This is a genomic window from Maridesulfovibrio zosterae DSM 11974 (assembly GCF_000425265.1).
GTDB lineage: Bacteria > Desulfobacterota > Desulfovibrionia > Desulfovibrionales > Desulfovibrionaceae > Maridesulfovibrio > Maridesulfovibrio zosterae.
In genome coordinates this window covers 46069-69283 of record NZ_KE384342.1, presented here as the reverse complement: position 1 = coordinate 69283, position 23215 = coordinate 46069, and the positions used below count along the sequence as shown (strand labels likewise).

Genomic DNA, 23215 nt, shown 5'->3' with positions numbered 1-23215 from the left:
AAGTTCTAGCATAGACAATTCCATTAGAAAAGCCCGACTGAGTTATTATCAGCCGGGCTTTAATTTTAATACTACTGTTGGCTATAATTTAACCTTAGGAAGTTCAGAAAGGTTCTTTTCAAGAACATGAGCAGTCTGAAGCATCTTTTTCTCTTCGAAAGCCGGAGCCATAAGCTGCAATCCGACAGGCATATTCGTGTCTTTACCCATACCTACAGGCAGACTCATACCCGGCATTCCAACAAGATTAAGTGAAATAGTAAAGATATCCATCAGATACATCTGTAATGGATCGGCAGTAAGTTCGCCAACAGGAAATGCTGTTGTAGGACATGCAGGGCCAGCTATTAAATCACATGATTCGAAGGCTTTATTAAAATCTTCACGCAACAGACGACGAATCTGAGCAGCTTTGCGGTAATAAGCATCATAATAACCTGCGGAAAGAACATATGTTCCAATGATAATACGACGCTGAACCTCGTCACCAAATGCTTCTGTACGTGATTTGGTATAAAGCTCAATTAACTCATCTGCATCTTTAGTGCGATGTCCGTAACGTATACCATCAAAACGAGACAGGTTGGAGCTGGCTTCAGCCATTGCAATAATATAGTATGTCGCAATGGCGTATTCGGTCATGGCGAGTTTTACCGGCACGGTTTTAGCGCCAAGCTCTTCTGCTTTTGTAATTGCAGCACGGCATGATTCTGAAACTTCCTCTGAAATGCCTTCACCCCAGTATTCTTCAGGAAGACCGATAGTCAATCCAGAAAGATCAGTACGCTCAGACAGAGCAGCAACAAAATCTTCCATTGGCTTATCAACAGATGTGGAATCACGCTGATCATGTCCACCGATAACATTAAGCACCCGTGCTGAATCTTCAACAGTACGAGTCATAGGACCGATCTGATCGAGTGAGGAACCATAAGCAACCATACCATAGCGAGAAACACGGCCATATGTGGGCTTAACACCGACACAACCACAAAAGGAAGCTGGCAGACGGATAGATCCACCAGTATCAGTCCCTAAAGCGGCGTAACACTGTCCAGCTGCGATAGTTGCTCCAGAACCACCGGATGACCCGCCGGGAACGCGGCTGCTGTCCCATGGGTTGGTGGTAGTCTTGTATGCTGAGTTCTCAGTAGTGGACCCCATTGCAAATTCGTCCATATTGGATTTAGCAATAATAATCGCACCGGCTTCTTTAAGCTTTGCTACAGCTGTAGCATCATAAAAAGGAGTGAATCCTTCCAAAATTTTAGATCCGCAAGTTGTCGGAATACCCTTTGTTGCCAAAACATCTTTGATTACGACAGGGACTCCCCAAAGAGGTTTGGATGAATCTGGCCCCTGTTGATCCATTTCTTCGGCAAGCTTAAGAGCTTCTTCACCGCTGATTGCAAGAAGAGCCTTTGTTTCAGGTTCTGTTTCTTCAATACGCGCGAGGCATGCTTTAACTGCTTCAGTTGCAGTCACTTCTTTTGCCATAAGCATGGAATGAATTTCAGTGAGTGATTTTTCTATGAGTAAAGACATTTGATAATCCATGTAATATTTAAGTTATACAATGCGGGGAACAACAAAATACTGACCATCAGTGTCAGGAGCATTAGAAAGAATTTCCTCTCTGGTGTGCTCTTTTTTAACTTCGTCTTTGCGCAGGACGGTAGTGTGTTCAACAGGACTAAACAGAGGCTCTACTTCACTAGTATCTATCTCATTGAGCTTGTCCATGTATGAAAGAATATTATTAAGCTGACCGGCAAATTGCTTGGTTTTCTCTTCTGATAAATCCAACCGCGCCAGATTTGCAACACGGGCAACTTCCTCAAGATTGAGTTTTTCATCACTCATTGGAGTCTCCTTTTAATATCATGAATTTGCGGATTTCCGCTGTGAATTAATTTTTCAATTTAAAAAGCAACAATCTTTACTGCTACTTTTTAGCTTTAAATTCAGCCTGCTTTTCTTTCCATGCTTTGACTCGTGCAGCACGTCTGGATTTAGCATTAGCAAGAGTTTTGCTAACAATAGCTGCATCAACTCTGGTTTTACCATTTTGCTCAGGTCTAAAAAGAAAAAGCTTCTGGCTGGCCTTACCTTCGTCGTCCCAACTGATCGGAGCAAGACTGAAATCCATTTTTTGTGCTGCATCAATTCTGCTATTTACAGTTTCGGGAGTCCAATCGGATGAAAAGGAGCCAAGCTTACTGGCAAACTTGATAAAATCATAGCCTAGGGCAACCCAAAAATCAGGGGTTCCTAGTCCTTCTTTACTCATGACTTCTTTCAGTTTTACAGCACCTTCACTTGCTGCCCACCATGCACCAGGAGCAACAGTAAGCCGAAGATTTCTTGCTTCCACATCACGGGCTGAGTTTAAAGCCTGACTCCAGAGTTCTGGACCTAGAAAAACAAGAGTATCTGCTTCATGAAAGAAAAAATGTGGAATCAACAACTGGGCCTGATGCCACGTATCAGGTATAAAAACTGCCCCAAAATCAGTTTCCGGCAATGGAGCATCTTCGTCTAGGCCGGCAGCCTTATTCTGAGCTTTTTTCTGAGGAGCCCGAACAAGTTTTCCAACCACTTTCCCCCACTTGGGAAAATCTTGTGGAGGATAGGATTCCATACCGGTAATTTTTGCTCCCCGCTTAGAAGCCATATCAAAGAATATCTTGGACATCTGTCGTCCAAATCTTTCCTGAGGATAAAGAACTGCAAACTTATTAATCCCAAGATCGTTAACAGCTAAATCCAATGTAGAACGGATCTGATCTTCAGGACTGGAGAAGAATCTCCATACCTGCTTACCTTCTTCAAGATTTCCTGGTTTAGCCAGAAATGAAAAAGTTACTTTATCAGAATATGCCCCGGACTGTTCCAACTCTTTAAAAGCTTTAACATTAATGGGCCCACCGAGAACAGTATACCATGGCGGAAGATCATTCAGTCGATCCAGCCATCCAGAGTCCTCAGTGTTAATTACTTGTACATCTACATCCAAACCGGCTTTAGTCAGTTCCCACTGAGCGGCACCTGCACCACGAATTACCTTCCATCCGTATTCCTGAAAGCGGCCGGAGATAGGTAATACAAGGGCAATCCCTACACGTGGAATACCATACTGACTTTCTAGTTTGGAAAGAATCTGATTAAAAAATGGTTTATCTGCAATTTCACCATTTTGGATAATTCCTGTCATGGTGCGCCATGAAATAGGCCAGTATTCCTGAGCAGAAGATTGACGAATGGCTTTCTCAAAAGAAATCAGTTCATAAGGAAATTTCAAACGGGCCTGAGACGGAATCATGGTTGTTAAGTCTGTCAATTCGTCATCAGATTTATTCTGAAGACCAGACATGAACCACTGCTCAAGTTCTTTTTTGTTATCATCAGAAGGACTGATAGCATACAGCCTTTCCAATGCAGCCAGAGACTGAACATCCTGAGTCATGGCAGAAAGATTTTTACCCGCGGTAGAACGTATGTCCCAGGGGACAAAAGGGTCTTCCATGGTAGTGGAAAGGTGAGTCCTAAGCTTGTCAGTATTTTTAACAGCTATCAGGGTTTCATAGTAATACTGCTGCCATACCGGAGAATTTACAGCTTCATCTGATAAGCTCTTCCACTGTTCAAGCCTTGCTTCTGCTTCATGATAGTGCCCTGATTTAAATGAGCTTACAGCTAGCCTCTCCGTTGCGGGAAGAACTGCATTGACAGGAATATCTTTTCTTTCCAGCAGTCTGGTATAGAAAAGTTCGCTGGTAATGTAATCATTCTTATTCCAGGCTTTATCAGCTTCTCGGGTAAGGTCCGCTGTAGACATCATCTCAGTTGAAATAGAGGGAAGTCTTACCTGCTGCTTCTGAAATGGTCCGCAGCCTGATGCAGCAAAAATAAATGATGCAATCAACGCCAAAACAAAAATATGTGCTAAAAGACGGCTAGCCTTATCAGTATTCATTAATTTTTCCATGCAAAGTTTGTGGCCCATCAAAGTCGATTCGTCAAGGATTTGAGCTTGAAAGATAAATTTAAGTGGAATTATGAAGTCATAAATCCACTTAAATTTATCTATTTTTTACAAGAAACCCAAATATTATTCATAAATATTTTTTTGTTTCTTAAGTGACTTTCAGTACTTTTACCTCAGCCTACATAAAAAATCCGGCCTTCCTGTTTTCACGGGAAGGCCGGATGAATTTATACTGAGTAAGTTATCATGGCAAGCGCAGGTTAATGGTTTTTCCTGCAACCACAAAAACTAGTTTTTAACTTCAGTGAAGTCTGCGTCTACAACATCTTCATCTCCACCATTAGAAGCGGCTCCAGCTGCTCCTTCAGGACCTGCTTCACCTTCTGCGCCAGCCTGATTCTGCTGTGCGTAAAGCTGTTCAGCAAGTTTATGTGAAGCCTGAGCAAGAGCGTCTGTTGCCTGCTTGATGGCTTCAGGGTCACCGCTCTCAAGAACGTTTTTAAGCTCTTCACTTTTGGCTTCAATATCAGCCTTAAGTGCAGCATCAACATTATCACCTACTTCACGCAAAGACTTCTCAGTTGTGTAAATAAGGGAGTCAGCCTGATTGCGAGCTTCGATGAGTTCCTGTTTTTTCTTATCATCTTCGGCATGGGATTCAGCGTCTTTAACCATTCTTTCGATGTCATCTTCAGACAATCCGCTGGAAGCTGTGATCTGAATGGACTGCTCTTTACCAGTACCCATATCTTTGGCAGATACTTTAACAATACCGTTAGCATCGATATCGAAAGTAACTTCGATCTGAGGCACACCGCGAGGAGCTGCGGGAAGTCCGGTCAGCTCAAAACGACCAAGAGTCATGTTATCCGCAGCCATGGGACGTTCACCCTGAAGAACATGGATAGAAACAGATGGCTGATTATCAGCAGCTGTTGTGAATACCTGGCTCTTACGGCTTGGGATAGTAGTATTTCTCTCAATCAAGTTAGTGAAAACACCACCCATTGTTTCAATACCCAGAGACAGAGGAGTAACATCAAGCAGGAGGACGTCTTTAACGTCACCGGCAAGAATACCACCCTGAATGGATGCTCCCATTGCAACAACTTCGTCAGGGTTTACAGAGCGGTTAGGCTCTTTACCGAAGAATTCCTGAACTTTTTGCTGAACCAAAGGCATACGGGTCATACCACCGACAAGGATAACTTCGTCAATGTCTGAAGCAGTGAGACCTGCGTCTTTCAGTGCTTTCTGGCAAGGAGCCTTGGTACGGTCAACAAGATCACCAACCAGTTTTTCCAGTTTAGCACGGGACAATTTAACCATAAGGTGCTTAGGACCATTCTGGTCAGCAGTAATAAACGGCAGGTTAACTTCAGTTTCCATGGAAGTGGAAAGTTCTTTTTTAGCTTTTTCGCCAGCTTCTTTCAGACGCTGCAAAGCCATACGATCCTGAGAAAGATCAATACCGTTTTCACGTTTGAATTCTTCTACGAGATACATGATTACAGCATGGTCAAAATCCTCACCACCGAGGAAAGTATCACCGTTGGTAGCGCGAACTTCAACTACGTTATCACCTACTTCGAGAATAGAAATATCAAAAGTACCGCCACCAAGGTCAAATACTGCGATTTTTTCATTTGCTTTTTTATCAAAACCATAAGCAAGAGAAGCTGCAGTAGGTTCGTTGATGATACGTTTTACTTCAAGACCTGCGATACGACCTGCATCTTTAGTAGCCTGACGCTGGGAGTCATTAAAGTATGCTGGAACAGTGATAACAGCTTCAGTTACAGACTCTCCAAGGTAGGTTTCAGCATCCTTTTTAAGCTGCTGCAAAATAATTGCAGAGACTTCAGCAGGGCTATATTTTTTACCTTCGATTTCAACCCATGCATCTCCACCTTTACCGTCAACAATGGGGTAAGGGCAATGATCAGCCCATTTTTTTACTTCAGGTGAGTTTGCCTGACGCCCCATGAGACGTTTGATAGCAAAAACAGTTTTTTCAGGGTTGGTAACAGCCTGACGCTTTGCTATTTCACCGACAAGACGCTCTTTGTCAGTAAAACCTACGATGGAAGGTGTGGTGCGTCCGCCCTCAGGGTTGGTCACACATTTAGGATCTTTACCTTCCATTACGTAAACGCAGGAGTTGGTAGTACCAAGGTCAATTCCGATAATTTTAGACATATATAAATTCCTCCAGATAAAATTTCAGTGTCACTGCATTATGAACTAATACCTGATTTTCACTTGTAAAGTCTTACATGCAAAAAAATCAGCCTAATTTATTTACCATAACTTTAGCAGGACGGATTACTCGCCCTTTCAAAACATAACCACGCTGCATCACCTGTGCAATAGAACCGTCGGGCAGATCAGAAGCCTGCGCCATCCCCATTGCTTCATGAAAATTAGGATCAAACTCGTCCCCAGCTTTGCCAACCGCTTCAAGACCATGCTTTGCAAGCGTGTCCAGAAACATTTTTCTGGTCATATCAACGCCTGTCACAAAGTCCTTACATGCATCAAGATTTTGAGCATGATTGAGTGCTAAGTCCAGATTGTCGAGAACAGGAAGCAAATCGGAAAGAATAGAGTCTGCCGCGTACTTCTTCAGTTCTTCAGTCTCGCGAATCAGTCTTTTCTTAATGTTTTCTGTCTCTGCCAGCGCCCTAAGACGTTCATCCTTGGCCTCACTCATTACATCACATTCAGGGCATACGTGTTCTCTGCAAAGAGCTTTAAGTTCTTCTTCACTAAGAGAAATTTCGTTTTCAGGGCTTTCTTCTGCCTGAGTTGCCTCATTTTCCTGTTCCGTTATTTCTACTTTATCTTCTTTTCCAGGCATGGATTCTCCGGTGTCATGAATTAGCGGCCTGAAACTCTTCGAAAAAGACTGTCAGACCGCACAATTAGACAAATAAGCATCGCTCTTTGCTTGTCAACACATCAACATGTGCTAAATAATATTTTTTTAAATATTTTTTATTTTACTATAACAAATAAAAGAAATCAGCACATTTTAAAATGACCGTCCTCATAGATAGTTATCTTTTTACCTTCTGCAAGATTAGCAGTAACTTTTTTATTTTCTGTATTCACTAAATCCCAATGCATATTGGATGTATTAAATCCTAAAGATTCCATCATCATTTTATCTAAGACCTCAGGCGGACCTGAAAAGGTATTTGCCAAAGATTGCCCAAGAGCAATATGGCAATTCCCATATTCTGCTCCAAAATTTTCATCTAAAATAGTCTGTGCCATAAAGTGGTCAACCCGGGAGATTGATGAATCGGTTAAAGAAAATTCACCAACGCGACGTGCTCCTGCGTCAGAACGTAGCTGATCCAACAGAAACTTTTCTCCCCCCATGGCTTTTACGCGAATAGCAATGCCATCCATGAATTCAATCTGCACTCCATATACAGATTTATCCATATATAATGAAGGAAGATCAGCGTAATAAATTCCGTTCACAGTGCGGCAATCAGGAGACACGTACACTTCATAACCAGGTATATTCTCCCCAGCAGCTCCCTGCCATTTCCGATTTTTACCCGGAGAAAAACAGAGGTCGCAAAGCTCTGACTGCATACGGATTGTTTTAATATCAAGCGAAGTTAACCACTTTGCAATTTCTGCAGTTCTGGATGAAATTTTCTGCCATTCATGCGGTGGAGCAGGCATATTGAGGTAACAGGCCCGCATAAGCTGAGTTGTATATTCTTCAAATGACAGACCTGACTTTTCTGCAAGAGCCCGCGTTGGATAAACACATTCAGTCCACACCAGTTTACCTTGCATTTTTCTCTTCTGAACAGACTGCCTGAGCTCTCTGCCAGATTTCCTGTTCTCCATAATTGAAAGAGGATCAACTTCAAGCATTGCCCCTACTTCTTCTGGAGCATGAATCCGTATGACCCCACTAGCCTGATCATATAGTTCCTTTTTTCCAGGGGGATAAAAAGTAAGCTGTCTATAGCTCGAATTAATGAAGAGCTCAGCTTTCATAGCAGAAGTCAAAGCTATCTCCATTACAGGGTGTAAATGCTTTTCGATAAGCAGGGCAAAGACCGATTCGGCTAGAGGAGTGGCTGTATAATCATATTTGATTATCACTACTTCTTTGTTTTTAAACTTACGCTTTCTCTGATTTTCTAGAGCCCAGAGCAAAACTTTGGCATATTCTCGTAGATCTTCATAAGGGAAATTTTTTTTCATAAAATATATAATTAAGACATTGTATAAGCAGGATTGCTGATTAACGATTGTAAAGGTTACTGCTCTAGTTATCCACTAATAAAAAAGTATAATATCATGTTTAAAGCGAATAAAATTACACTAAAAAGGTCTACATTTATGATTTCTATATAATTGGCTGAAAAATAAGCTCAATCTGAGATTGACTTTCAATCACTAGCCGAGCTAAACAAAGTACCGCACAACAATCAGAAGCGGACTGACTGTTGTTGATAATGCTATTCAAAATCAAGAATTAATACATGAGGGAAGTCAATGCCTGTAACGCTTAGATCCATGAAAAAAGACCAAAAAGGCGTCGTAGTTGCTGTTAACGCAAGCGGAGAACTTGGTCGCAGAATCAGGGATATGGGGCTTGTCCCCGGAACTGAATTCATGGTGGTAGGTCGTGCACCGCTTAAAGATCCTGTTGCATTGCGCATGAAAGGTTTTACCCTCACACTTCGTAATAATGAAGCGGATTTCATTACTGTAACTCCAGAGGATTAGTTCGTGAGCAAAGAATATTTTGTAGCCGTATCAGGGCAGCCAAACTGTGGTAAAAGCACTATGTTTAATGCCCTGACGGGATCTACCGCACGAGTCGGTAACTATCCGGGAATAACTGTTGACCGTACTGAGGGAAGGTATTGTTCAACAGAGTTCTGCGCAAATTTAGTAGACCTTCCCGGAACCTATTCGCTTACTTCTTATTCAATGGAAGAAGTTGTAGCCCGTGACGTCATTGTTGATGAAAAGCCAGATGTAGTCATCAACATGCTTGATGCAACGTCTCTTGAAAGATCACTTTATCTTGCAATCCAGTTTATGGAAATAGGTGTACCTGTTGTACTTGGCCTTAACATGATGGATGAAGTGCGTAAGAAAGGTATCCGCATTGATTCACATAAACTTTCCGAGCTCATGGGCGTTCCCGTTGTGGAATGTGTTGCCCGTAAGGGTGTTGGTAAAGATGAACTTATGGCATCAGTTAAGAAAGTCGTTGACGAGACCCAAGGAAAATGGACTCCGGTTAACATTTCCTATGGGCATGACCTAGATCCGGTCATTGATGAAATGACGGCTATGATTAAAAAAGCCGAATTCATGACAGACAGGTATGATCCGCACTGGCTTGCTGTAAAATATCTTGAAGAAGACGAAATTGTGATGAAAAACGGCAGCAAAGCCGGCCCTCTTGCTGCTCAACTTGTAAAAAAAGTAGCAGAAGTTTCTGCACATATTCAGAAAACATTAAATACCTATCCGGAAGCAGTTCTTGCAGATTACAGGTACGGTTTTATTAACTCCATTCTTAAACAGGGTGTTATAAGCCGAGAAGACAATCTGCGCTTTGATTTTTCTGATAAGATAGATCTTGTGCTGACTCATAAATTTCTTGGCCCGCTTATCATGTTTTCAGTTATGTACGCTATGTTTTACATAACCTTTAACATTGGAGCTATACCACAGGGGTGGGTAGAAAACGGTTTTGGCTGGCTTTCCGATACCATCGCTGCAATTTTGCCTGACGGTCTCCTCAAATCAATGCTTGTTTCAGGAGTAATTGACGGAGTTGGTGCTGTAATGGGCTTTACTCCGCTCATTCTTATAATGTTCGCCATGCTCGTTTTCCTTGAAGACCTAGGCTATATGGCACGTGTATCATATATGGTTGATCGTGTGTTCAGAATGTTCGGACTGCACGGTATGTCAATCATGCCATTCATTATGTCCGGTGGACTTCCCGGAGGATGCGCTGTTCCGGGCGTTATGACCTGCCGAACCCTACGCAGTCCCAAAGAACGTATTGCCACAATTCTTACAGCTCCATTTATGATTTGCGGAGCCAAAACAACAGCATACCTTATGCTTGTAGGAGCATTCTATCCAGAGAACGCAACTACCGTGATGTTTTTTCTAGTACTGCTATCGTGGCTTCTCGCACTGTGTGTCGGACGTCTGCTGCGTTGGACAGCTTTACGTGGCGAATCCACTCCTTTTGTTATGGAACTCCCCCCCTACCGTATTCCCACACTGCACGGTATAGCAATACACACTTGGGATAGAGTCTGGCAGTATATCAAAAAAGCAGGCACTGTAATTCTGGCAATTTCCGTTCTTATGTGGGCTCTTATGACTTTCCCACAACTTCCTAATGATCGTATTGCGACATATGATACTCAGCGTACCCAGATTATCCATGAAAGCGAAAGCTGGGTTGGCACTAATCAGGAAAAACAAATTAAACTTGATAAAGCCCTGAGTCAGATCAGCTACAATCAAGGAGAAGCTGCACTTAAAAATTCATATGCAGGTCAACTCAGTGACGCTATCTCACCAGTAACAAATATTGCAGGATTTCCATGGCAGGCGAATATCGCCTTTATAGGTGCATTTGCTGCTAAAGAAGTCTTTGTATCCACTATGTCTACAGCCTACTCCTTAGGAGATGAAGACCCGGACAATGCACTTTCTCTCAGTGAAAAAATTGCTGCTGACAAGGCATGGACTACACCTGTAATATGGTCAGTGTTCGTCTTTTTGATGGTTTATGTACCGTGTATGGTTACCGTTGCTGTAATTATCAGAGAGACCAACTGGAAGTGGGGACTGTTCTCTGTCTTTGGGTCACTTGGATTCGGCTTTGGTTTGTCAGTTATTATTTATCAGGTAGGCACACTTTTGTGTTAGCTGAGTTTATTCACCCTTCCCAATAATTGTTAAATAGCCTCAATAATAGAAATCCTCCTCTTACTTAATATTAAGTAAGAGGAGGATTTCTTATTTCAATATAAAGACTATAAATATCTTATATTATAAAACACAGCACCCTTTTACAGACTTGCCATGGCCGATTTATTCAGCCTTGAATATACCTGATTTACCGCCTTCTTTATATACAAGCCGGCAATCAGAAATGATTACGTCTTTCTGTACAGCCTTACACATATCGTAAATGGTTGCAGCCGCTATCTGAACAGCAATAAGAGCTTCCATTTCGACACCGGTTTTACCGGTTGTGCGGGCTTCTGCTTCTACTTCAATAGTGAAATTAGACTCATCAATTGAAAAACGTACATCTACATAGCTGAGTGCAAGTGGATGACATAAGGGTATAAGTCTATGAGTTTCTTTTGCTCCCATAATGCCTGCAAGTTTAGCTGCAGCAAAAGCATCACCTTTAGGCAAAGCCTGTTGCTGCAACATTTTAAAAGTCTTCTCATTAAGAAGAACTTTTCCTTTGGCAATTGCTTTGCGGACTGTGTCCATTTTAGAAGATACATCCACCATAACGGCATTTCCGCTAGCATCAATATGGGAAAACTCGCTCATTTTAATCACCCATCACTTTATCTTTTGCTTTCTTGAAAAGCTTTTTAACTTTTTTCATGGGCTTCTCTTCATCAAGAGCTTCGAACTCTCTGAGAAGTTCTTCCTGCTTACCGCTTAGTCTGGTAGGAGTTTTAACCCTTACTTCGACCAGCAAGTCCCCCTTATGTGAACTTCCTAAATATGGAAGACCAAGCCCTCTGAGCTGAAAAACTTCTCCGCTCTGAGTCCCTTTGGGAATATCCATTTCAACAGGTTCATCAAGGGTGGGTATTTCCATCTTGTGTCCAAGAGCAGCCTGCACAAAGCTTACTTCAATCGACAAAAAGAGATCCTGTCCCTGTCTTTTGAAGACCTTATCAGGTTCAACGGTAATGACCACGTATAGATCACCGTGAGGACCACCATTTACTCCGGCTTCACCTTCACCACGAAGGCGCAGGCGTGAACCATTGTCCACTCCGGCAGGAATACGTACGTTCAGATCTTTCTGTTTACGAACATAACCGGCACCACGGCAACTTGGACAAGGATTTGTAATAACCTTTCCACGACCATTACAGGATGGACAAGGAACGGAAATACGGAAAAAGCCCTGTGTCTGTTCAACAGATCCACGGCCTCCACAATGAGAACATGTCTCAGGAGAAGTTCCCGGGGCAGAACCACTTCCATTACACTCATCACAAGTGTCGGTTACAGGAATATTGAGTTCAACTTCAGTTCCCTTCGCAGCATCCCTAAAAGATACATTAAGGTTGTATCGGAGATCGGAGCCGGCTTGCATACGACTGCCGCCACGCCCCTGTCCGAAACCGAAAATATCTCCAAAAATATCTCCGAAAGCACCGAAGATATCGTCTGAAGACTGGAACCCGTTAAAACCACCATTCATTCCGTCATGACCAAAACGGTCATAACGGCTTCTCTTTTCAGGGTCGCGCAGCACTTCATAAGCTTCTGCAGCTTCCTTGAATTTTGATTCCGCTTCATCATCGCCAGGGTTACGGTCAGGGTGATATTCAAAAGCAAGTTTACGATATGCTCTTTTAATTTCCCCTTCCTGAGCGTCTTTAGAAACGCTTAAAACTTCATAATAGCAACGTTTTGTCATGACTTATTCAGTGCCGGGTTTCTTGCCGGAAGCTGTGTGGTAATCCTCTGGGAGAACTTTGCATGCGGCAATTTCTCTAAGAGCGGTTACAATTTCTTTATTCTTGGATTCAACAAGAGGAGAGTATCCTTCACGATACTGCTTAACTCTTTTAATGGCCATCTGGACAATAAGGAATCTGTTACCAACCTCAGCCAGACAATCTTCAACTGTGATTCTTGCCATGTTATCTCCAACACAATGGTTTTACCGAAATTAATTCCGGTTATTTTCTGAGAGGAATCTGTCCCTGTAAGTCTTCAAGCAATTTATTAGATACTGGAAAATACAAACTGCTATTACCAAACGAGAGCCAGCATTGTCCGGCTGGTAGCTCTGGATCTGAATAAAAAGTAACATCATTCATCTTGATGCCTTCAGTATTCATTAACTCAAGCTCCATAACCTTTTCAGAGGTTACTGAAAGATTACTTTCCGGTTCCGCCTCGAATTTTAATTCATTAAGTCGCCATAGAGACATGTCAATGCCAAGCAACGACTTTTTGTCCACAGAATTTATCCAGAGTTTATCAGATTTCATTCCTACGAAAGTCTGATTTCCCTGTAAAACACGCAAAGAACCAATCTTTCCGGTCTCAACGGAAAGAATATTCCTCTGGCGCATCTGAAAAGATTTTTTATCAAGTTGTCTTAAATGCTCTTTGGCAATAATAAAATTACCATTCTGAATTGTTGAATTTGCAAGATAAAAGTCATCATGGCCTTTAGCCTCAAAAACTTCAACTTCTTCAACCTTTTTATCATCAAAAACAACTTTAATATTTAAAACGGGGTCACCAAGTTCATATGAACCGGATGATACGAGTCCCTTTGCGGGGGTATCAAACAATGAGTGCATCAAAAAATCATATTCACTTGAGCATACAGGTTTTCCATTGAGGTGCGCAGGAAAGGAAAAATAAGACTCCCCATCATGACGAGTGAGTGTCCACAAAAAAGAGCCTCTTCTGCCCAACGAAATGGAAGAGATTTTATCAGGCCGCCCTGCAACTAAAAAAAGATTATAATAATACTCCGCAGGATATTCACACTGTTTGACAAAATCACGGCTCAAAAGAAAAAGATCTCCTTTTTCTTTTGAATTCAAGGCAAATACCCCCTCACCTGAGGGATCATCCCCTCCAATGATCATAGAGAGTTCCTGCCCTCCACCTGTAGCTATACGAACCTGAGGTAGTTCAAAACCATATTCAGCTGAAGATTTATTGCTAATTTTCCCAAGGTATCTAAGAGCCTTCCCTTCAGCAAGCTCTGTAAGCAAGGCTTTGACCTTTACAGTATCCGCTATTGGCCCATTTGCCCAACCATGTTCGGCTATATTCCACCCATCTGCACGGCGCACCAAAGAAAAACAGTTCTGATTCAGCAAACAAACATCCACTCTGTCAACCTGATTATCATTAACTACAGGCCAGATAGGATTTTTGCGCTCCACCGTTTTTTCAGGGGAACTTAAATAAAAGGCTCCGCAAACAATGGAGACAAGAGCCAGAAAAATAAAGAACCTTTTTAGCACAAACAGCACCTTGGATTAGTAGACTCACGACAATATTCATCAACGGAGCAATTTGCTAAAATAAACGTTACAAGCTTGCATGTCAATCACTTTTAAGGCAGAATACTCTATTCAAACGGTCTAGATTAAACATATTAAACTGCAACAACCACTAATTAAAATAAAAATAATTTTTTTTCTACAATTTTATTAAATGGATTCGGAGTAATAGAAATGGCGAAATGGGGAAAACTGAGCTATGCCCAAAAAAAATGTGTCTCCACAGTTGGCATGCTCATGCAAAAGACTGAAATGATAAAAGAAGGATCGCGGATAGGTATCGCTGTTTCGGGCGGCGTAGACAGTTTTGTCATGATACGGACAATGCTTATAAGACAAGCAATCATTCCTTTTAATATAGAACTCATTGTCTTACATGTTAATCCAGGTTTTGAGCCAGAAAGCCATAAACCTCTTACAAAATGGTGCAACGAAAACGGAGTGGCCTCTCATATAGAACTTACTGATTATGGTCCACGTGCCCATGGACCTGAAAACAGAAATAAATCTGCCTGCTTCTATTGCAGTAGATTACGCCGCAAAAGACTCTTTGAGTTATGCGATCAATACAACCTGACACAACTGGCTTTAGGACATACTGCGGATGATCTGGTCACCACATTTCATATGAACATGATGCAAAACGGACGTATACAGGGACTCTCGGCTAACGAGCCTTTTTTTAAAGGAAAATTAAACTTGATCAGACCGACCTTGATGCTTGAGAAAAAGTATATTAAAGCTGCAGCCAGACAATGGGAGCTTCCCATATGGGCCAATAAATGTCCTTCGAACAATGACACAAAACGCAGTGAAATTTCAAAGTGGCTGGAAGATGAATGGAAGAATAATCCTGGCTCCAAAAATAATACTTTTAATGCCTTAAGACGCTGGCAACTTGACTTAAATACAAAAACAACATAAAAATTTTACAAACTAATGTGCCTGTTACTCGGAGATAGAACCAACTTCACAGAAAACTAGGCCTACTAAAAATTATGCTTTTAAAAAAATACCATGTAGTCATATTTAAAAATCCATGTGATAATGCCCGTAAATTCCAGTTCAGAGGATGGATATTTTTATTCATCTTTGCACTGATTGCCGGGCTTGCAGGTGGAAATATTTTTCTTTGGACATACTACGAGAATTATTCAGGGCTTGAAAAAAATCTTGTTCGCTCTGAAAAGGCTGTCCAAGAGCAAAAAGCACAGCTTCTTTCGTTATCCCAGAAAATGCAAAATATCTCGCAAGACCTGGACAGAGTCAGAAATTTTGACTCAAAACTGCGAGTAATGATCAATCTTGATCAGGGCAATGTGCAGGACGTCGCACCTAAAGGCGGCTCCACCGAAGCAGACTTCTCAAATAATTATCTGCCACTTTATAGACAAGAACTTCTTGTTCGCAAAATGCATGATTTTCTGGCCCAGCTTGGCACTGAGGCTAAGCTAGAAGAAGTTAGGCAACAAGAAATCATCCACTCCATGCGTTCCAAGCAGGATGCATTAGATGCGACGCCATCTATATGGCCGGCTGAAGGGTGGGTAACATCTCCATTTGGTTGGAGAAGTTCTCCTTTTACGGGCAAACGTGAATACCACAAGGGGATCGATATTTCATGTCCGCGTGGAACCCCAATATATGCCCCGGCACAGGGAACAGTTACTTTTTCTGGAACTCAAGGCGGATATGGAAAGATGGTTAAGCTGAGTCATGGGGCTAATCTTTCTACACGATATGGACACATGAAACAGCAGGCCGTAAAAACAGGTCAGGTTGTAACCAGAGGTGAACTTATCGGCTACACCGGAAATACAGGCCGCTCAACAGGACCGCATGTTCACTATGAAGTCAGGCTCGGCGGAGTACCGGTTAACCCTATGAGATATATTTTGAATTAATTTTAAAAATCAATAAGTTAAAAAGCCCGTAAGGAAAATCTTTACGGGCTTTTTCATTCTTATTTATAAATGAAAAGATAAATTCTCACTTTTCAGCCTTTGCCCTATTCTATTCTTGGTGATAGAATGAGTTTGGTATATGGGCCTTTTTTTGCAAGACAGAAGGACAAGAGGACAGTATGAATTTATTCCATTTTAATCCAAATGATCTTATGAGTTTTTATCTTACCCTGTTCAGGGTAAGCATAGTACTGTTCCTGCTTCCTTTTTTTGGTGGGCAATCAATCCCGAACCCAGTGAAGGCAGCTCTTACAATTGTCATTACTATAGGCATATGGCCGTATATTCACGTGGACGGAAGTCTTATGCCATCGAATCCTTATAACATAGCTTTAATGATTTTAGGTGAGCTTGTCTTGGGACTGGTCATGGGAATAGCCGTCAATGTAATGTTTTCAGCAGTTCAAACCGGAGGCAACTTTATTGGTGTCCAGATGGGTTTTTCAATGGTGAATGTACTCGATCCACTTACAGGCACAAACGAAGCAGTTACAGCCCACTTCTTATACATGACAGCGATTCTTGTTTTTCTGTGCCTTAACGGTCATCTGTACTTAATGTCAGCTATGGTTGAAAGCTTTAAGTACATTCCTCCAGGACAAATATTTATTTCGTCAAAACTCACTTCACAAATCATGTTAATATCTAAAGATATTTTTACTTTAGCAGTAAAAGTAGCATCTCCGATCATTGCCTCCATCTTCGTTGTTGACCTTGCGCTGGCTCTTATCAGTAAAATGGCTCCTCAAATGAACGTTCTTATGCTCGGCTTTCCACTCAAAATCATGGTTGGTTTCTTCTTTCTAAGCATGATTTTTTCAATCTTATCCATATATGTAAGCGAATACGTTGCAGGGCTACCTGTGCTAATGCTTCAAATAATGAAATCTGCAAGCCCTCCTGTGCAACAATTACTCGGTAACTAGGTATTTTTCATGGCAAATGATCCTAGCAAAACCGAGAAGGCGACCCCGAAACGAGTCAATAAAGCCCGAAAAGACGGAAGTGTTGCCAAAGGTGAAGAAATGGGCAAAATAATGACCCTTCTTGCCGGAGTTATAGGACTAAGGGTTCTTATCGACACTTACTATGATCAATTTTATGAAATCTTCCATTGGTTTTTAACTAAAGGCATATTTACTGAGCTTACCCCAAATTCTGTCCTCACACTTTTTATATGGTGTTCTAAGAAACTTGCTCTGATCCTGCTTCCTTTATTTTTATTTATTTCTTTCATTTCCTATCTGATTCTGCGCTTACAGGTTGGAAAACTATGGACTACAAAAGTTTTTAAACCCAAATTTTCTAAAATATTTAATGTAATGGCAGGCATCAAACGACTAATGTTTGATATTAAAACCTTCGTCAGACTTGCGAAAAGCCTGTTGTTGGCAATAATAGTTGCCATTGCTCCATACGTCGTAATAAAAAAAGAATTAGCTAATTTTATCCCTCTATTTTACACGGATGCACATCAGTTGACTATTTTCATCCTCCGAGTCGGATACAAAATGGTCACCTATGCAATGGTCCCCATGATAGTTCTCGCAATTGCTGACCTCTGGTATGCAAGATGGAATTATCAGGAAGAAATGAAAATGAGTAAAGATGAAGTTAAAGATGAGCGCAAACAAGCTGAAGGTGATCCACAAATAAAGCAGCAGCAAAGACAAAAAATGATGGCCGTACTACAGCAGCGCATGATGGCTGATGTACCCAAGGCCGACGTTGTAATTACAAACCCGACTCATTACGCAATTGCACTTAGATATGACGCATTGCAAGCCCCTGCCCCACAAGTTCTTGCCAAAGGTAAGAACAAAATTGCTGAAAGGATCAAAGAGGCTGCAAGGGAACACAACATTCCGATCCGTGAAAATAAGCCTTTGGCACAAGCCTTGTATAAACAGGTTGAGATCGGTGACATAATTCCAGAAGAACTTTACCAAGCTGTAGCCGCGATACTTGCTAAGCTTAACAAATTCACTCGTAAATAAAAGTACTTAAGAAGTTCTTCCAACTTAACAAGTCACACAATCAATGAACTTTAAGGGGTGTCAAAATCATGGCCGGAGCTAAATCAAAAGCTATAAATGTGAATTATGAGCAGTTTGCCAAGCAAGGTGATATACTGCTGGCATCAGGCGTTGTTGTCATTCTTTTTGTCATGCTGATTCCCTTGCCAACTCTTTTCATTGACTTCATGCTGACAGTCAGTATTTCACTGGGACTGGTAATTCTGATAACTTCAATGTTTATGCAATCCCCTCTTGAATTTTCAATTTTCCCTTCACTCCTGCTTGTAACAACTCTGCTTAGGCTGGCTCTTAACGTAGCTACGACTAGAGCTATTCTTATGCACGGTGACGAAGGAACATCTGCTGCTGGTGGGGTTATTCAAAGTTTCGGAGAATTTGTTGTTGGTGGTAACTACTTAATCGGTATTGTTATCTTCCTTATCCTCTTCACCTTGAATAAAACAGTTATCGTTGCCGGTACAACCCGTATTGCTGAAGTCGCAGCCAGATTTACACTTGATGCTATGCCCGGTAAACAGATGGCAATTGAGGCAGACCTTAACTCCGGCATCATAGATGAAACTGAAGCTCAGGAACAGCGTACACTTATCCGCCGTGAGGCAGATTTCTACGGCGCTATGGACGGTGCCGGTAAGTTTGTACAGGGGGATGTTAACGCAGGTATGGTTATTACTGCTGTTAACATTATCGGTGGAATCCTGATTGGTGTCCTTCAGAAAAATATGGCTTGGCAGGACGCGGCACAGACATACACACTGTTGACCATCGGTGACGGACTTGTATCCACAATCCCCTCTCTGATTATTTCTACGTCTGCTGGTATCATCGTTTCACGTGCAGCAGCTGAAGCCAAAATGGGTGAAGAGTTCTTAGGCCAGCTTACCTACCACTCACGCGCACTTAAACTGGTATCAATTATTCTAACTATCTTCGGTATAGTTCCGGGTATGCCGACTATACCTTTTCTTACTCTTGCAGTGCTGGTCTACGCACTCTCTACTCTCAACCGCGACGGAGAAGCAGAACAGCAGAAAGACGAAGCAAAGGCCCAAAAAGCAAAGGACGAAATGCCCTCTCTGGACAGTCCCGAAGAAGTACAGGCTCTCCTTCCGCTGGATCAACTGGAGCTGGAAGTCGGATATGGCCTAATACCTCTCGTCGACGAAGAACAGAGTGGCAATCTGCTCTCACGTATCCGCTCTATCCGCCGTCAATTTGCTCTGGATATGGGTATCATTATTCCGTCGCTGCACTTACGTGACAACCTGCAACTAAAGCCCGGTGAATACCGCGTACTGGTTAAAGGTAACGCCATTGCTTCGTCAGAGATACTTATTGACCACCAGCTCGCAATGGATCCGGGAGATGCCAAGCATAGAATTAAAGGAATTGAAACAGTCGAGCCGGCATTCAATCTTCCGGCAGTCTGGATTCCAGACAGCCAGAAAGAAGAGGCCATGCTTGCAGGATACACTGTTGTTGACCCATCAACTGTCATTGCTACGCACCTGACAGAAGTTTTCCGTCGCAATTTAGGAGAATTTTTAGGCAGACAGGAAACTCAGGAGCTGCTTGACAACTTATCCAAGCGCGCCCCCAAAGCTGTTGAAGATCTGGTACCTAACATTCTTTCACTTGGGGTCGTTCAAAAAGTATTACAGAATCTTGTTCGTGAAAACGTGTCTATTCGTGACCTGCTCACTATTGTTGAAGCTCTGGCTGACTATGGCCCATCTATTCAAGATCCAGGTCAATTAACTGAGTATGTGCGCTCTCACATGAGCAGAACTATCATCAAACCTTATCTGGCAAGCGACGGGACCCTTCCTATTCTTACTTTTGGTCCCAATGTTGATGCTAAACTTAATGATGCAGTCAGGACATCTGAGGGAGGCGGTTTTCTGGCCCTTGATCCTGGTTCTGCGCAGCAGATAATACAAAGTGTCAATAATGCAGCAGAAAACGTAATGGATACTGACGGTCAGCCCGTCCTGCTATGTGCTCCTCAACTGAGAAGCCACCTGTCTCAACTGATGGTACGCTTCTTGCCTACTGTTCCTGTAATATCGCAGGCTGAGATTCCGGCAAGTGTGAGAATCATGTCTGCAGGTACTGTAGAGATATAAAAAGGTTGGTATTATGCGGGTAAAAACATTCAGAGGAATCAGTACAGCGACGGTCTTCGCAGAGATCAAGGCTGAATTCGGGGACAACGCCGTTATTCTAAGTAATAAATCTACTGAAGAAAACGGACGCAAAATCCACGAAATAATGGTTGGCGTTGATAATAACGAAAAACCTGCACAAACAGCTGACACCAGAGATGAAGTAATTAGCGACGCTATGAACAACATACCTGACTGGAATCAGGAGTGGAAACAGATTAAAGGCCACATGATGGCACTCCTGAAGCCTCAAATGAATTTGAACCTGCTTGCTCCACGTCAAAGACTGGCTTTGGAATATCTTGAAAAGGAAGGAGTTGACAGCAACGTAATACTGGACCTCTTCCAACAACTCAGAGGCAACAAGTCAAAAGCAATTCTTCCGGAACTTGAAAAACTTGCTCCAATGCGCCCTTTTGAAAACGGTATCTGGAAAGAAAAATTTCATGCCTTAGCTGGCCCGCATGGAGCAGGAAAAACATCTACAATTATCAGAATGGCTCTAAAAGAGAAAAAAGAAAATCCGACAGCCCGTATATGCCTTGCTTCAGCTGATCAGGGACAGGGCAAGGGACGGCTTGTACTGCGTCATTATGCAGACTTATCCGGAATTGAATTCAAAGAACTTGCAACGAGAGAAGACTTTGCAAGACTTATCGGTGAAAGTCATAACTTTGACAGAATTTTTATAGATCTTCCCGGTCTTGCTGGAGATGCAGAATTAGAAGGCTGGCTTGCAGCATGCGGCATCAACGGACCTTGCGATCTGGCAGTACATCTTGTGTTGAACCCTTACTACGCTACAGCTCAATATTGTGCATTTCTTAAAAAGTACAAATCATCAAAATTAAAAAGTCTTATTTGGACAAAACTTGATGAATCCTGCAACTTCGGAGCACTCGTAAATATTTCCTATGAAAGTGGACTGCCTGTATCACTTCTTTCCTATGGATCAGGGCTGCGAAACAGTATGAAACCGGCATGTGAAAAAGATTTTTGGAGACTGATTTTCAAACATCAGCTCCCTAAAGAAGAAAAGGCGCAATTTGCTAAGGCAGTTTAGGCATAATTTGGTATTATAAATACAATTTTAAGAAAAATTAAAGCGCATTACTCGTTGCATAAATATCGCTAGCAACGTAAACAATAGATATAAATAAGAACAGGGTGATACAAATGAATTCCAATCTTCCCATGGTATTTTCCGTGACCTCCGGCAAAGGAGGCGTAGGCAAGACGAATATTTCTGTAAATCTGGCCTATAACCTCAGCCGCATGGGCAAGAAAGTTTTATTGCTTGACGCAGATCTGGGGCTGGCAAACGTGGATGTACTTTTAGGCATTGCACCTAAGTATAATCTTTTTCACTTATTTCACGAGAACACAAGCATTCGGGATGTTATATACAAAACTGATTATGGATTTGATATTCTCCCGGCCTCATCAGGAATAAGTGATATGGTATCACTTGATACAGGCCAAAAACTGGATCTTCTGGAAGCAATGGATCACCTTGAAGAAGAAATTGACTACCTTATAGTTGATACTGGTGCAGGTATTAACGATAACGTACTCTACTTTAATCTGGCTGTTCAGGAACGCCTTCTGGTCCTGACTCCCGAACCTACATCACTGACTGATGCGTATGCTCTCATAAAGGTTATGAAACTGCATCACGGTGTGGACAAATTTAAAGTTTTGGTAAATATGGCACCGGACATGAAAACAGCCAAAGAAGTATTTAAAAAACTTTACATGGCCTGTGATCATTTCTTAAGTGGAGTTTCTCTTGATCTCGTAGGAGTAATACCGCGTGATCCGAATATGCGTAATGCAGTTATTCAACAGACACCACTTTGCAAGATTGCGCCATCCAGCCCTGCATGCGTCAAGATTGCTGAAGCAGCTAAAAACATTACTAAATGGAAAGCAACATCCGAGCTAGATGGAAATATCAAGTTCTTCTGGAAAAAACTTCTCTTCCAAGAGCAGTCCGTGGCTTAAGCTAGAGTCAGGCGCTACTAAATGGGAAGATTTTTCTCCCTCAGATCAAGAGGCTATAGTACGGCATTTTTCACCGAAAATCCGTATAATTGCGCTCAGAATGAAATCCAAGCTACCACAAAGTGTAGAGCTTGGAGAGCTTATTAGTGCCGGAAGTCTAGGCCTCGTGGAATCACTTGGAAAGTTCCGTGCTGAGTTGAAAATAAAATTTGAGACCTACGCAGAAAACAGAATAAAAGGAGCCATGCTTGATGAATTAAGACGCATGGACTGGTTTTCACGCGGTCTGCGGCAAAAGGTTAAGACAATAGAAAGCAGTATCAGAGATATTGAGCACCAGACGGGCCAAAAACCGAGCAGTGCTCAAATCGAAGAAGCGACAGGTCTTTCAGCAAAAGAAGTACAACACGGCCTTGAAGCGTTGCAAAATCAAATTTGTGTAAATCTTGATGCCTTTAATGATAATATTCCCAGTAACATGGATTCTCAACTTGATAATGAGCCATACAAGTCAGCTGTATTCAAAGAAACAGTGGACAAGGTTGCTGATCTAATTGATAATTTGACGCCAAGAGAAAAACTGGTATTATCACTCTATTACGGAGAGGAACTTAGTATGAAAGAGACCTCGGAAGTAATGGAAATTACAGAAGGCAGAGTGTCACAGTTACACTCGCAAGCCCTTAAAAAATTAAGACAAATGTTCCAGGAAAAGTACAACCCGGAACCCTAAGGAGAA

General features: G+C 42.0%; 20 protein-coding genes. 10 read left to right on the top strand and 10 right to left on the bottom strand.

Annotated features, from left to right (window positions below):
• Window positions 1-81: 81 nt before the first annotated feature.
• The 6 genes from gatA to H589_RS0111835 form a co-directional block, all read right to left on the bottom strand.
• Window positions 82-1545, bottom strand: coding sequence for an Asp-tRNA(Asn)/Glu-tRNA(Gln) amidotransferase subunit GatA (gatA, locus tag H589_RS0111860; RefSeq protein WP_027722213.1), 1464 nt, complete (start codon window positions 1543-1545; stop codon window positions 82-84).
• A 24-nt stretch (window positions 1546-1569) separates the two neighbouring features.
• The gene (gene gatC / locus H589_RS0111855) at window positions 1570-1863 is read right to left on the bottom strand and encodes an Asp-tRNA(Asn)/Glu-tRNA(Gln) amidotransferase subunit GatC (RefSeq protein ID WP_027722212.1); all 294 of its coding nucleotides are present in this window, start codon (window positions 1861-1863) and stop codon (window positions 1570-1572) included.
• An 82-nt stretch (window positions 1864-1945) separates the two neighbouring features.
• Window positions 1946-3976, bottom strand: a complete 2031-nt coding sequence (locus H589_RS0111850; RefSeq protein ID WP_027722211.1) for a penicillin-binding protein activator — start codon at window positions 3974-3976, stop codon at window positions 1946-1948.
• Between the two features lie 300 nt (window positions 3977-4276).
• On the bottom strand, window positions 4277-6187 hold the full coding sequence (gene dnaK, locus H589_RS0111845) for a molecular chaperone DnaK (RefSeq protein ID WP_027722210.1): 1911 nt from the start codon (window positions 6185-6187) through the stop codon (window positions 4277-4279).
• Between the two features lie 88 nt (window positions 6188-6275).
• Window positions 6276-6848, bottom strand: coding sequence for a nucleotide exchange factor GrpE (gene grpE / locus H589_RS0111840; RefSeq protein WP_027722209.1), 573 nt, complete (start codon window positions 6846-6848; stop codon window positions 6276-6278).
• Between the two features lie 164 nt (window positions 6849-7012).
• A complete protein-coding gene (locus H589_RS0111835; protein ID WP_027722208.1) occupies window positions 7013-8224 on the bottom strand; it encodes an aminopeptidase in 1212 nt (403 codons plus the stop codon).
• 294 nt (window positions 8225-8518) lie between these two features.
• Between H589_RS0111835 and H589_RS0111830 the strand changes: the two genes are divergently transcribed.
• Window positions 8519-8752, top strand: coding sequence for a FeoA family protein (locus H589_RS0111830; protein WP_027722207.1), 234 nt, complete (start codon window positions 8519-8521; stop codon window positions 8750-8752).
• Between the two features lie 3 nt (window positions 8753-8755).
• Entirely contained in the window at window positions 8756-10936 is a 2181-nt protein-coding gene (gene feoB, locus H589_RS0111825) for a ferrous iron transport protein B (RefSeq protein ID WP_027722206.1), read from the top strand.
• 165 nt (window positions 10937-11101) lie between these two features.
• Here feoB and moaC read toward each other — a convergent pair whose 3' ends face one another.
• Genes moaC through H589_RS0111805 form a run of 4 tightly spaced genes read right to left on the bottom strand, consistent with a single transcriptional unit; the run spans window position 11102 to window position 14265 of the window.
• Window positions 11102-11578 (bottom strand): cyclic pyranopterin monophosphate synthase MoaC, encoded by a 477-nt coding sequence (gene moaC, locus H589_RS0111820; RefSeq protein ID WP_027722205.1) that lies wholly within the window; start codon window positions 11576-11578, stop codon window positions 11102-11104.
• A gap of 1 nt (window position 11579) precedes the next feature.
• Window positions 11580-12689 (bottom strand): molecular chaperone DnaJ, encoded by a 1110-nt coding sequence (dnaJ, locus tag H589_RS0111815; protein ID WP_027722204.1) that lies wholly within the window; start codon window positions 12687-12689, stop codon window positions 11580-11582.
• Window positions 12690-12692: 3 nt separating this feature from the next.
• Window positions 12693-12914 carry a DNA-directed RNA polymerase subunit omega gene (gene rpoZ / locus H589_RS0111810; RefSeq protein ID WP_027722203.1) on the bottom strand — a complete coding sequence of 74 codons (222 nt, stop codon included), beginning with the start codon at window positions 12912-12914 and terminating at the stop codon, window positions 12693-12695.
• Between the two features lie 40 nt (window positions 12915-12954).
• Entirely contained in the window at window positions 12955-14265 is a 1311-nt protein-coding gene (locus H589_RS0111805) for a DUF4340 domain-containing protein (protein WP_027722202.1), read from the bottom strand.
• 213 nt (window positions 14266-14478) lie between these two features.
• On the opposite strand from H589_RS0111805, the gene H589_RS0111800 reads away from it, so the two are divergent.
• The 8 genes from H589_RS0111800 (at window position 14479) to H589_RS0111765 (ending at window position 23209) form a co-directional block, all read left to right on the top strand.
• On the top strand, window positions 14479-15228 hold the full coding sequence (locus H589_RS0111800) for a tRNA lysidine(34) synthetase (RefSeq protein WP_027722201.1): 750 nt from the start codon (window positions 14479-14481) through the stop codon (window positions 15226-15228).
• A gap of 74 nt (window positions 15229-15302) precedes the next feature.
• Window positions 15303-16208 carry a M23 family metallopeptidase gene (locus H589_RS0111795; RefSeq protein WP_027722200.1) on the top strand — a complete coding sequence of 302 codons (906 nt, stop codon included), beginning with the start codon at window positions 15303-15305 and terminating at the stop codon, window positions 16206-16208.
• A 179-nt stretch (window positions 16209-16387) separates the two neighbouring features.
• The gene (fliR, locus tag H589_RS0111790) at window positions 16388-17194 is read left to right on the top strand and encodes a flagellar biosynthetic protein FliR (protein WP_027722199.1); all 807 of its coding nucleotides are present in this window, start codon (window positions 16388-16390) and stop codon (window positions 17192-17194) included.
• A 9-nt stretch (window positions 17195-17203) separates the two neighbouring features.
• The gene (gene flhB, locus H589_RS0111785) at window positions 17204-18265 is read left to right on the top strand and encodes a flagellar type III secretion system protein FlhB (protein ID WP_027722198.1); all 1062 of its coding nucleotides are present in this window, start codon (window positions 17204-17206) and stop codon (window positions 18263-18265) included.
• A 68-nt stretch (window positions 18266-18333) separates the two neighbouring features.
• The gene (gene flhA, locus H589_RS0111780; protein WP_027722197.1) at window positions 18334-20433 is read left to right on the top strand and encodes a flagellar biosynthesis protein FlhA; all 2100 of its coding nucleotides are present in this window, start codon (window positions 18334-18336) and stop codon (window positions 20431-20433) included.
• 13 nt (window positions 20434-20446) lie between these two features.
• Entirely contained in the window at window positions 20447-21535 is a 1089-nt protein-coding gene (locus tag H589_RS0111775) for a flagellar biosynthesis protein FlhF (protein ID WP_027722196.1), read from the top strand.
• A gap of 113 nt (window positions 21536-21648) precedes the next feature.
• Entirely contained in the window at window positions 21649-22476 is an 828-nt protein-coding gene (locus H589_RS0111770; RefSeq protein WP_027722195.1) for a MinD/ParA family protein, read from the top strand.
• Window positions 22418-23209 carry a FliA/WhiG family RNA polymerase sigma factor gene (locus H589_RS0111765; protein ID WP_027722194.1) on the top strand — a complete coding sequence of 264 codons (792 nt, stop codon included), beginning with the start codon at window positions 22418-22420 and terminating at the stop codon, window positions 23207-23209. Before H589_RS0111770 ends, H589_RS0111765 begins: the two co-directional genes overlap by 59 nt.
• Window positions 23210-23215 lie beyond the last annotated feature (6 nt).